10 protein-coding genes are annotated in these 12,936 nt (G+C 33.1%); all 10 read right to left on the bottom strand.

Features of this window, described 5'->3' with window-relative positions; translation table 11 throughout:
* Positions 1 to 333: 333 nt before the first annotated feature.
* The 10 genes from KI356_RS12550 to KI356_RS12505 all read right to left on the bottom strand — a co-directional run bounded on the left by KI356_RS12550 (position 334) and on the right by KI356_RS12505 (position 12,688).
* On the bottom strand, positions 334 to 597 hold the full coding sequence (locus KI356_RS12550; protein ID WP_002020034.1) for a hypothetical protein: 264 nt from the start codon (positions 595 to 597) through the stop codon (positions 334 to 336).
* Between the two features lie 248 nt (positions 598 to 845).
* Entirely contained in the window at positions 846 to 1,772 is a 927-nt protein-coding gene (locus tag KI356_RS12545; RefSeq protein WP_001259103.1) for a hypothetical protein, read from the bottom strand.
* 10 nt (positions 1,773 to 1,782) lie between these two features.
* Positions 1,783 to 2,766 carry a hypothetical protein gene (locus KI356_RS12540; protein ID WP_000796703.1) on the bottom strand — a complete coding sequence of 328 codons (984 nt, stop codon included), beginning with the start codon at positions 2,764 to 2,766 and terminating at the stop codon, positions 1,783 to 1,785.
* 151 nt (positions 2,767 to 2,917) lie between these two features.
* Complete coding sequence (locus tag KI356_RS12535) at positions 2,918 to 4,417, bottom strand: P-loop NTPase family protein (protein WP_212935574.1); 1,500 nt, start codon at positions 4,415 to 4,417, stop codon at positions 2,918 to 2,920.
* Positions 4,418 to 4,789: 372 nt separating this feature from the next.
* Positions 4,790 to 5,083: a hypothetical protein gene (locus tag KI356_RS12530; protein WP_001091104.1), complete on the bottom strand. Its 294-nt coding sequence runs from the start codon at positions 5,081 to 5,083 to the stop codon at positions 4,790 to 4,792.
* A gap of 116 nt (positions 5,084 to 5,199) precedes the next feature.
* Entirely contained in the window at positions 5,200 to 8,700 is a 3,501-nt protein-coding gene (locus tag KI356_RS12525) for a DNA translocase FtsK (RefSeq protein WP_000447306.1), read from the bottom strand.
* A gap of 17 nt (positions 8,701 to 8,717) precedes the next feature.
* A complete protein-coding gene (locus KI356_RS12520; RefSeq protein WP_000365749.1) occupies positions 8,718 to 9,104 on the bottom strand; it encodes a hypothetical protein in 387 nt (128 codons plus the stop codon).
* Positions 9,105 to 9,295: 191 nt separating this feature from the next.
* Positions 9,296 to 10,582 (bottom strand): replication-relaxation family protein, encoded by a 1,287-nt coding sequence (locus tag KI356_RS12515; RefSeq protein ID WP_000837873.1) that lies wholly within the window; start codon positions 10,580 to 10,582, stop codon positions 9,296 to 9,298.
* Between the two features lie 436 nt (positions 10,583 to 11,018).
* The gene (gene repX, locus KI356_RS12510; protein ID WP_000918313.1) at positions 11,019 to 12,326 is read right to left on the bottom strand and encodes a plasmid replication protein RepX; all 1,308 of its coding nucleotides are present in this window, start codon (positions 12,324 to 12,326) and stop codon (positions 11,019 to 11,021) included.
* Positions 12,327 to 12,352: 26 nt separating this feature from the next.
* Positions 12,353 to 12,688, bottom strand: a complete 336-nt coding sequence (locus KI356_RS12505; protein ID WP_000098927.1) for a hypothetical protein — start codon at positions 12,686 to 12,688, stop codon at positions 12,353 to 12,355.
* Positions 12,689 to 12,936 lie beyond the last annotated feature (248 nt).

Here is a 12,936-nt window from a genome sequence, read left to right as displayed (position 1 = left end):
AAGACAACACAAAAAGGGCTTCTTTAAGTCGATTAAAAATGTGTATAGCAAAATAAGCTATATATACACTAATCGGCTCAAAGAAGCCCTTTCACAAATGAAACAAGACGCAACTTGCTTCTACAACTCAACCACAACACAAAAAAGGTGTGGGAATAAACGGAATCAATTAAACAATAAATATAGTTATATATTAATCTATTTTTATATCATATTCAATTGTTTTAAGGAAACAAAAATAAGAAGGGAATTTATATATAGTTGTTTTATGTACCATATAATAATGCCCCTGTTTCAACGTTTATAAATCCCCTCTTATTTCAGTTCTTGTTGTTACACCATGTACTGCATTTCAAAATAAAGTTTTTCTGGTTTTTGATTTTGGTCTAAATGACATAGTATTTCTGGAATGGTTTGTTCTTCTACTTCCATACTTTCCATATAAGACATACTTTCGTTTTCTTGAACTTTTTTAAAAATGGAAGTAGGTAGTTTGTCTGCAGAAAACACACCCATTTTGCTTCCTAACTTTTGTTCGGATGCAGCGTTGTAGAAAATTTCGTTCACAATGACCTCATTATCATCTGGATCATACATGTACCCTCGTTGTATACGTAGCAATTTGTTACTCCTTTCAAATATATTCCTTTACACGATTGTTTATATTTGTATATATTGTTTTTCTGTATAAAGGTGTCAAAGAATATTATTTCGTAAAATCCGTAATTTGTATAGAGGGAGATACAGGATAATTCGTTTTCTTAAATTATTTTTAAATATTCCACGCTTTTTTATATAACAAACAAGCCACCCTTTAAAATGAATCAATAGCTTGTAAGGGTGGCTTAGTTTGTTGCGAATAGCTTTGTATTTAATTGTTTAATCTCTCCTTCTGCAAGGGGCTGGTAAAATGCATGTTGTAATCCTTGTATATGCAAGGTTTCTCCTATACATAACAATACTTTACCAGGGAGCAGGTCGAGTAATAGTTCATTATTAATTTGCTTTGCTTGGTTTTCAGTAGAAACATAGATAACTAACACTGTAGGATTGTTTCCTAAATCTTGCATAATAACATCTTTTCCTGATTCTACGAAATCTTTCCATCGAGCAATAATTCGTTTTAAACGATCCTTTTTATCTGTTAGTAGAGTGGAGTATACAACGAAATTAAATATGTGATTTACTCCGCCTTGCACTGCAAAACTTAAAGGAGGGGTAAAAACCCCTTTACTAATAGATGGATGCATAATATGACCTAAAAACGATGGAGCATAACGCAGGTGGCAGATTAAATCTATATCGTGCCAATAACGTAGGTGGACATATTTACCGTGATTATCAATTCGTTCTGGGGCAAAGAAGAACATATTTCCCTGCCAGTATTTTAAAAATTTGTAACCATTGTCGGATAACGTATATGTTTCTTCAAAGATCTCCATATCAAAACTCTCCACTTGCCATTTTTCAATTAGACGGTAGTAAAGTAATCCTTGAAGTGCATCATTTATTTTCTTACGTGAATATTTATCCTTAAATAAATATAATAAATGATTAAATCGAACAGATGTATGAACACCAATGAAAGCAAGTACGGTATACTGTTCTTCTGTTAAACGCTGCTTAAACTTAACCAATTCGTCAAAAGAATGGAATACATAGGTTTTATCCAGTTCATGTATTCGATATATTTGAAGTCCCTGTACATCCTCACTTGATAAATGAGGAATAGAAGGGACATAAGTAGGCAATTGTTTCTCTATTGTACGCATAAGTCATCCATTAAAATTGAAAAATTGACGAATTAGTTTTTTTACTTTGTCCCTGCGGATAATTTAGGATACGTACTGTACCTTTTCTATTTTTGGCGTCGATATTAAGCAGCTCACATGTAACAATCGTTTGATTTTTCGCATCTTCTACAGTTGGATTAGCAAGATTACGGCTCTTAAGTCCTTTAAACTGAATTCCTGGTGCAACCTCTACGAAAATACCCGCAATAGCGTCTACCCCAACAATTTTACCTACAAAGCGGTCGCGGCGTTTCTTTAGTTCTAACAACTTTTCAATTGGATCTGTTTCTAGTTTCTTTTTATTTCCTCTAAATTCATAGCGGCCATTCTTTTCCCCTACTTTATCGATGATAAGTTCTACAACATCACCAATGACAATATCCTCCGGACGAACGAATGTATAGGACCAGTGTGAGTACCTTACACCTATTGTTACACCGTGTACTTCAACTAAAACAGTTTGTGCAGATGGGATATGTCCTGAAACGGTTCCTGTGTATACCTTGTTGCCCTCTTGCGCTGTCACTTCTTCATATAATCTTTTTTGAAGTGCCAATTCCCCTGCTGTGATAGATACAACAGCAAAGTTGCCTTCCTCCGTTTTTTGGAAGTGTTCAATGATTAAAGGCTTGGTTCTACCAACTAGCCATTGAGGATTTTTAGGAACATTTATACCTGCCTCTGTAATGGGGCAATATGCTGTTGTATGAGTACCAATTTGCATTGTAAGTACTTGTATACGCTCAGACTTTCCGTTTTTAGTTGGGAATAGCTTTTCGGATACGACTGTAATTAAGCCTTTTCCTACAGTACGCTCACGTTTCATACGGGCTAATTCCTCTAGTTCATGATCACGTACTCGCTCAAATTGATTAAAGTTTGTTTCTAACACCGTGTCACCTTGTGGATTCTCTGTTTCAAAAGCCATTCCAAGTTCTTCTACAGTTTGAGTGTTTGTCTTATCTTCTGCCATTATATTTTCCTCCTAGAACGTAAAAAAGGACACACCTGTACCGTTGGGATGGTACGTAAGGTGTGTCCTTCACGTAAATTATTGTTTATTTATATAGTTGTTAATATAAATATAATGGTATTTCTACTCAAATGCAAGAATAATTTTAAAATCATAAGTTTGCTATAGATTCATTCATACCAGGTCTAGAACCATACCAATATTGTCCGGCCATTTCATTTACTTGGATAGTAGCATCAGAAAATTCCTCTTTCTCCACAAATTTTGCCTTAATTTGTTTTATAATTTGAATTTGATTATTATACGCGATAGAAGCAGTATACGTGTATGCCTCCTGTGTCTGAAGTTCATCTGCTGTAAGTATTTTCTCCCCCGCGACTTCATAAAGTAAATCCGAGAAAATGTTCGCATCGTATGATGAAATACCCCCAAATACGATGTTGTTTCTAAAATTAGCAATTAAAGAATGTAAATATTCGGGAGAGTATTTTTGAGATATTTCCGATAATGACTCATCAGTAACGGTGATTATTAACTTGTATTTTCGAGCTTGTTTCAGAAGTTCGATAAATGGTTCTACAATATAGTTTGTAATTTTATCTACAACTAGATGATGGAATGATAAACCTAGTTCCCTTTGGAATACGGACTGCTGCAGACTCATTAAAATGAATTTTCCTAATACATTAGATAGGTCGCCAAGTTCCTCTTGCGCGGTATTAACTAATAATGCCCCACCATATTCTAAATGGCTGTTAAAATCAAAGGTAGAATCATCAAACAATACACGACGTATTAATTCGTTTGCAGAGAGTTCTTTCACTATGATATACAATTCCTTAACATGTTCTGCTTTATTATCATAGTACATTGGCTGTCCTTGATATTTTCCGGATTTATGAATGACGGTTTTCCCTTCCGAATCTTTCTTTTCTTGAATTGTATGATCAAACCAAGCATCAACTTCTTTCGCAAGTTCATACTCTTTGATTCGCTCTTTAGGAGCAGTTTTACTTTTCACCACTTCGCTTAATAGGTCTATACGTAACTTTAAAAGTTTATGCATATAGCGTACGTGTTCTACATCTTCATACATTCTACTAATATCATCAAATGTTGCAGTTCTTTCAGGGCTATGGAGTTTTAACAAATAGACATAATTTTTTATATGGTTAATTTGAGACTGCTGAAAGAACACATCATCAGAATTAGCTATTTCTTTTATAGCCATTGCGAAAACCTCTGCAACTTTATCAACGGGTCCATGTAATATATTTATTCCTTTTGTATTTGGATTAGTTGGATCAATGTAGAAAACCGAGTTTTCCGGGATTTTATGTGCTTGTACTAAATTAAATACTCTGCGACATAAATTATTATCTGGTGAAATAACAGTTATACCGTTTAAGATATCGTCTGCTATGTTATCAGAATTATGCTTAGTTAATTCCTTTTCGTATTGATTTATGAAGTGAGTTATATGATGTAAGTCTTGGTTAATTATAGGAATAGTTAATTGAGCGTGTTTACCAGAGCCAATTGGCCCTACAATACAACTGTTCAGTATTCTATCATGGCTATTGATGTAAATTGTTTTTTCGCTTGTTTTTTCTGTTCCAAGTTCTACATGTGGTAAAGTTACTGTTTTCATTTTCTTTCCTCCTAAAACGCAAATAAGGACACACCTGTACCGTTGGGATGGTACGTAAGGTGTGTCCTTCACGTAAGTTATAGTTTGTTTAATTATTAATTTGAATATACACTTTTAAAAGATTAATTACAAGTGGGTTTTTGAGATTCGTTCATAGTAGTCAAATTAAGCCTGCTCTTCATACACATTAATTAAAATCAATTACGTATGATCAAATAATAATGTACAATTGGATTTCTCAATAACAAAGCAAAGTTCTCATAATAGAAACTATGCTTCATTAGAATTTAAATTATGTGGTTGTTAAAAATACACTTTTTAATATCGATATCGGTATTTCAGGAAAAATGTAATAAAACACCGAATCAACAATTAAAAATAAAATGATGAATGAACATATCTTTTTTCCAAAAAAGTGTATCTGTAAAATAAAAATCCTACTAATAAAGCCAAACACCCTAAGATTAGACTAAACAAAAACAAGTGTCCAATGGCATGAGAAAGTTGGATTTCACTTACGTTTTCGAATACTAGATGAATATCATCTCTTATCTCTTGATTACTTTTTAAGTACACACGTATTAATTTAATTGTAATGATAGAGATAGCAACCATACATATCTTTTTTATAAAGGATTGGATTTTCTGCTTTTGTTCCGTATTCACCTAATCCCCTCCTATTGTATCTTTGATTCTTAATAATCTCTTATACTCTTGTTTTGATTGAACCCTTAAAAGAAAATCTCGAATGCAGTATTACTTAATTTAAGGTCTACAAACTATTAATCAAAGAAATTGTTCAATTCCTTACTCATTACGTTAGATGTTTTGTGCTTTGGTTTCTCATTTTTATTAACCAGCGACTGCGTAGTATTATTCTTATTTTTTTGCTGAAATCTTAAGTACTCTTGGCGTTCTTTGTAGCTCATACGTTTATGTTCTGGTTGCTTCTCATCATTTTTCGAATGCTCTTCTCTATTTTTTTCTAAGTTTTCTTGTACCGTAATACTAATAGATTCGTAAACTTTTGCTACATCTTCATCTAGCTTGTTTTCTTCGATATGATTAAGCGTTTCTTCAATTGGAACCGTGTTGATTTCTACATGAGTTTCTTCTGGCTCTGTTATTGTAACGGGAATTGAAGTAGATTCTATAATTGTTTCTGCAGTTCCTATCATAGTATTGGGAATTCCAACAGGTGGGAATTCTTCTAACAGTGGCTCCGTTTCGTCAGGAACCGCGGAATGAATAAGGGAATCTTTATTCCAATCTTGCTCTAACATAGTAATAGATAATTCTTTGTTTAGTTCTGCTACCTCCATGTTTATTTCATAGCATTCTTCCATAGGAGGTAATTCTATATCTATGGTTTCTTTAATATCTTCTTTCACGACCGGTTCTTTTATTTCAGAGCTTATACTTTCTACATGGGTTTCTTCTGCTATTACAGGCAATTCACCATTTCGTTGTAGGGCTTCTATTAATCTCGATGCACGTGTATAACTAATTTTAAACGTGTCTTGTAGTACAGAAATAGAGATACTTCCCGATTCCTTCACAAAACTTAAAACATCGTCGTATAGAATATCCTTAAAGGAGCTAGTTTCCTCTTGTTCGATTCCTTCGCCTTCAATTGGAATTGCTACTTCCGTTGAAATAGTATTGTCAGATGAATGAGTAGTAATAACACTTGATTCTTCTGATGTACTACTATTATTTGAAATTAATACTTTACGAGGACCATCCCCTGTGTAAGAACTTACAACTAGATTTTGTTCTAACTTCTCAATATATTGCATAGATTTCATATAGCTAATCTTGAATTTTCTTTGCAGAAGAGATGGCGAGACTTGTTGTGATTCGATAATAAATTCTTTAATATCTTCATACAACTTATTTTCAACTTCATCATCAACATTTCCCTGCTGGCTCATTGCAGCGGGATCATTAGTTAAGGTTTCATTTTGAGACTTGTGTCCCTTATAATCCTCTAATGATACAATGTGTTGATGCTCCCTGTTTGTTTCCATGGAGTTATTCTGTTCAATCTCACCTTCTCGGATAGGTGGTAATGGTTGTATTTTCTTCATGTTTTCTGCATCTACATGCTTCATAGGATTAGCTTTTTCTATAGATTCATTAATAAGACGAAGACGCTCATTTTCCCAATATTCACCTGTTTTTGTATCTACTTGAATGATTGCTTGGGCGAATTCTTCTTTTGGTACAAAGTTACTTGTGATTTGTTGTACAGGTTGCACATGATTATCTTGTACGATACGAGCAGCACAGATGAATGCACCTTGTGCCATGATATCTCCTGGTGACATAACAACTTCTTTCGTTTTTTGATAAGTTGATCCTAGTCGACTAACTGGATTCTCTTGCATAGGAGAAATACCCTGTTCGGATTCTGCCTCTTTAAATTCCTCTTTCTCACCAAACATGTCAGAGAAAATTTTTGCATCATATGGTGTTACATCTCCAAATATCATTTTGTTACGGAATGAACCTAATAAAGTAAACATGTATTGTTCTGTGAAGTCGAGAGCTAATTGCGATAGCGTTTGGCTAGCGATTGTTAAAATCACTTTATATTTACGAGATTGTGCAGGGAATTCTTTAAACGGCCGCACAACATAATCCGGAAACTCATCGACAATAATATGATGGTAAGGTGAGACGTTTGGATCTCTACGGAATACTGCATTTTGCATACTTAACAATACAAATTTCCCTAATACGTTTGAAAGGTCTGCTAATTCTCCTTTTGCTGTATTTACTAATAAAATTCCACCCTGCTCTAAATGAACATCGAAATCAAAATCGGATTTACCAAATAATACACGTCGTATTAAAACGTTTGAGGCTAAATCTTTTAATATGTTGCGTAAACCTTTTACATATTCTTCTTCTCTGTCATAATGCATTGGTTGGCCGCGGTATTTTCCTGATTTATAAACCGCTGGTTCACCTTGAAAATCCATTTTTTCACGAATGGTATTATCAAACCATTCATCAATACCTTTTATAATTTTATATTCGTTTTTTTGGTCACGTGAAGCAGCCCCACTCTGAACAAAATCATATAACTTTTCAACTTGTACTTTTAATAGTTTATGCATACGATGAACACGTTCTACATCATCATACATCTCAATTAAATCGTCAAAGGTTACATCTTTTTGTGGGTTGTGTAGCTTAAGTAAATAAATATGTTGCTTGAGGTGGTTACGCTGCGCTTGTTCAAAGAATGCATTATTAGATTCAGATAAACCTTGAATAACCATTGCGAAAACCTCTGCTACTTTATCTACTGGTCCTCGCAGAATGTTTATATTTTTGGTATCAGGATTAGTTGGATCAATGTAGTAAACTGCACTTTCAGGTATTTTATGTGCTTGCACTAACTTAAAAACCTTTTGGCATAAATCATTACTCGGTTCGATAACAGTCACACCATTTAAAAATGTTCCTTTTACTTCTTCTGTATGATAATCCTTCTTTTTAAAGACATTTATGAACTTATTGATAAAACGTGCCATCCAATGTAAATCTTGATTAATCATGGGAATAATTAAACTAGACGTTTTACCAGAACCAATAGGACCAATAATAATACAATTTAACGTCCTATCTTTCCCCTTGATACGAACCATCTCTTTATGCTCAATATGCGGTCCAATTTCTACATCAGGATATATTTGTTCTTCTTGGCTATTAAACCATTTTTGTAATTTGTGATTTTTATATTCGTATTTTTGTACCCACTTTAATATCTCTTCTCGGTAACGAACAATATGCCCACTATACCAAAGTGTAAACAAAATCATAAATACTGTTGGTAAAAATACAAAAATCATAGTGAGTGTGTGGAAATTACCTGTTAAGACATGACCTAAAGCTTCATACTCACCAAAATTAAGATGTTTTGATTTATCCGTAAGATAAGGAATAACCTTTGCATGGATCGGAGCAGTTGCAAACCATAAAAATTGAATATCAACCGCAATATGAGAAGCAATCAAAATTATTAATTTACCATTCTCTACATGCAAAGCTGGAATACGACTATAAAACCTAAAGCTAAATTCTCCTAGTAGTAAAGAGAAGAACATTAAAATAAGCGGTACATATGTAATTTCTATAGGATAAGACGGTGGTTCAAATGCATAGTAGAGTAACTTGATGTAGTTTACTAAACCGAATCCAAACGAAAGAATGAATCCGCTAATTAAGCCGATAGTAGTAAATAACGGTAATCGTTGTTTAAATGTCTCCATATAGGCTCACCTACTTCTTACAGATACAGTTGAGCTTTATGTTTAAATTGGAATCGATTATTAAATTTTGGTTGGAATAGTTCCTTTGATTTTTCGAGAAAGAATTTTGCTGCATCTTCAGTTTGTTTTAAATATAAATCAATACTCTCTCTTTCACAGAGTTGATTGTATTCTTCTTGAGAAAGTACCGCGATATTTATCTCAATTTTTTTATCTGTTGCCGTTTCAATTATGACATCGTACCAATAGAAATTTGGTTTCCCTGGAATTTGGATATCTTGTAGAGAAACACTAAACGTTGCCCCCTCTTCTGTAATATGATTAAGGACTAGTTCCGGGTTTTTAAATGCTTCTCTAGCAGAGAGCACTCCCCCAGTAGTAGTAGTTGCATATTGTAAATCCATTTTGATTTTCCACCTTTCTCCATATAAAAAAAGGCAAGCGACACCCACTGTAAAAACAGCGTGTGTCGCTTGCCTTAATTTCATATGTTCTGATTTGATTGTAGTTTTTTGTGTTTAGTTCAAACGTAATTCTATCACCTTAAATAATAAAAATCAATAAAATTGTATAAAAGTATATAAAAAATTAACGATTAATATAATTCAACAAGCTTACGTCTTTTCGGATGTATGTTATTTGCAGTACGTGCCATGATCTGTTCATCTGCGTCGATAGTAACATCTTCATTTTGGAGGGATAGCAGTAATACGTTGTCATACGTGTCCATTAAAAGTATATCTCTAGTCTTTTTGCGCTTTGGATAAATTACAACAAGTGGCACCCCTTCATCACCTTCTCTTCTTGAAAACACAACATCGTCTAATCTAGCAATCATTCGGTAATCATTTTCATTCCCAAAAATAAAGAAGAAATCTTGCATTACATCTTTATCTCTCTTATACGTTCGTCTAAGACCACCATCAATTTTCTCTTTAAATGTTTGAACTGTTTCAACAAATGCATAGCGCCAATCGGCATCTCCTACTGTACGTTTAGATAAAGGTAAGAGAATATCTTGTTCAAAGTTTTGATTATCATCTATTCCTAGAAGAATATCTGAAATAACATCCCCAGCTTCTTTCAAAGAGCAGATGTGCATATTTAGGTTTGGTAGATTCATTAAATGTTCATGATATTCTCGCATAGAAAATAAGAGATTTTTCATACGTACGTATGGAGGTTCTGCATCTTCTGCAAGGAACATCGACTTGTCATACATAACAAAAACAACAGTTATATTCTTAGTGTTTTTTTGTGCATATTCAATATACTTCCCAACCTTTTCAACTAAGGTAGCATTGGTTTCTTTACACATATCCATTTCAATGTAAATATTTTTGTCTTTATATGAAATGTGTTCATCAGGAATTAGAAGTAAACCTGCATCTTCAATTTCTGTTTTCTTTTGTTTTTGATGATATGAGCGAATATCTAACTCGGATAATATCTTATTCGTATTGGTCTTTTTCGACACTTCTAAAAGTGTGCGTACTAATATTTCTCGTGAGCAAAGTGTATGTAGTGAGCTTGAAGAAGAATATCTACGTTTTGAAGATCCTGCAGGAATCCGTCCTAATTCTTGAAGGTAATCAACCATTCTATCTTTTAAGGAGAATGTCGCACGTCTGGTTATACTATCATCTCTTTTATCAATTTTTTTAGTCAGGATAGCACCGTATTTTGAAAAACGATTAAGTTTCGTAAACACACTATCCTCAGAAAAATCTCTACCCTCAAATGCACTATAAAGCTGAGTAATTTGTCGTGTAGTAAGATACCTTTTGTAATATAAAAATGTAAATACAAATATATCGGCCTCTTTTAAACGAAAAGATTTCTGTGTACCTTTGCTTGTATATTTATACGTTTTACTTTTCATTATATGCAACTCCATAACTCGAATGTATTTTCAATAAATAACAACCATTTCTATATATCTTATTACAGCAAAATTTAGTTGTAAATTATTAAAAGTTTAAGCTGAATTTGCTTTAATCTAGATACTAAAACTTGTACGCTGAAGTTTGGATTACTTCTCTTCCTAAAAATTAGCTAGAAACATTGATTTATATAGTCTTTCAGTTCTTTTAAAATTGTTCGGACGGAAGACATGTTTTAACCGAACAATTTTTTAAAGGTTCAAGTATTGGAATAAAATCGTTAGGACGGCCTAACAATTTATTTAAACAATTACATTATATAAAGACATGTTACACATACAGAAAATATAATAGATTAATCACTTGTGCATTGTAGTTTCTTTTTGCTATTGAAATAGAAAAAGACCGACAAAATTATATTTGTCGGTCTATTGTTTAGAATGATAATTTCTTCTTTGCTGGTTGTGAATCGTCAGCAACTTCTACTTCAGGTTCAGCACCAAAATTTAATTTTTTCTTTTTAGGTTTTTCTTCTTGTACTGAATCATCAAATGCAAAAAGTTTATTTAAAACAGCATTGGATTTCTTTGAATTAGCTTGCTCACGTTCTTCTTTAATTCTCGTAATCTCATCAATAATATCACTAACACGTTTTGGTAATGGAAGTCCTGCAACAACTGAATAGAATTTTACTATATCCTCTTCTTTTTTTGTTGTATGTTTATTAACGTATGGAGCTATAGGACGTTCATCTACATATGGAGTTCTTTCTTTTAAGAAGTTTTCCATTTGATTAAGGAATGAGAAGTTGTATAATCGCCCTGCTCGCAGCGGTGATGTAACGATAGATAGCGCGCTTTTTTTAGCACTTTCTAGCTCTTCTCTTTCTGTATCGTATAAAACGCCTTTTTCTAGTGCGTTACCTAATTGAGTCAAGTAACCTAGCGGGTTTTCAGTGTCTAATTGATTTGATTTTAGTTCTAATTTTGCTAATGATAAAACGCCTGGTGTATTAATTACTTGAGCAAATTCACTCGCATCAAAATGTGTATCTGAAAACGGTGTAAATGATGAAGTAACTAGGTTAATCTCATGTAATGCATCAGCAATATATTTGTTACTATAGCTAGTATATTCGTTTGCTAAAGCACTTGGATTTTCCTCTTCAAATTTTCTATATAGTTTAGCGTTATCTATTAATACAATTGAGCCAAAAGCTTCTTGGTTCATAGCAATACTACGAATGCGTGAAGTTGCGTTTTCTAATACTTTTAAAGCCTCAGCATCACGTGGTAAAGTCAGTAACAATCCAAAATTGTAATCATGTTCATAGAGCATTTCAATAGCCTTTAATAGAGCACCAGTTCCTGTTCCTCCACCTAGACCACACGTAATCCAAATAAAATCACGATCTTCAAATTCCTGTTTTACCGCTTCGAAAATCTTTGTTTCATGCTTTACAAATGCTTCCTCTCCAACCTGTGGATTACGAGCTGCACCTTGTTCATATCCTTCTAACTGTATTTTACGGACGTTCCCTGTGTTTTTAATCTCAATTTTATTAAAATCTTGACTATTTGTATTAACAAGAATCGCACGATATGGGTATTTGTTATTTTTAATTTGTGTTTCTTTATTTGCGCACTCTGCTGCGATTGCACATCCACCCATACCTAGTCCTAAGAATCCAAATTTCAAACTAATATTTCCTTGGCTTTCGATTTCTGAAAAATTGCCTGCCATATGTATATCCTCCTCAAATATATATTTTAGTTGTTTTTCTCAACTCGTTTTTCCAGTTCCTTAATTAAAACATTTCCTAGATCTGTTACGTCATAAATTCGAACACGTCCTATTGCTTTGAAAGATATTAACCCTGCTCCTTCAAGTCTTGCAGTCATAATATCTAAAGCATATCGCGATGGAAGTATTTTTTTACCCTCATAATCTTTTTCATTCTCAATTTGATAGTCTTTATGATATTGGTTGATATAATCCCATAACTTTTCTTTGTTCATTGCGCCCTCGGCGTATAGCACACGTAAAGCCCAAATCCCATCATTTAAATTCTCACAAAGCACATCAATAATTTCACTACTACTCATTGATATATTAGACAATAATTTCACACCACCTTTAATAAATAATAAATTTTATCTATAGGTACAAAAAGACAAGATAATTATACGGAATTTAATACCGTTATAAAAGCCGTAAATACTTCGGTATATATTTCCGAAGTATTGTATGTACTAACTATAATACATCTACGGATGATAATCAAGAATCTTATTAAATCAATACTTTAAATACTTCCGTAATAATTACCGTAATTAATATTTTAATTGTTACG

Source organism: Bacillus hominis, assembly GCF_018332515.1.
Lineage (GTDB): Bacteria > Bacillota > Bacilli > Bacillales > Bacillaceae_G > Bacillus_A > Bacillus_A hominis.
Note: the sequence above shows the minus strand (reverse complement) of the source record. Positions and strands in the feature narration are given on the sequence as shown.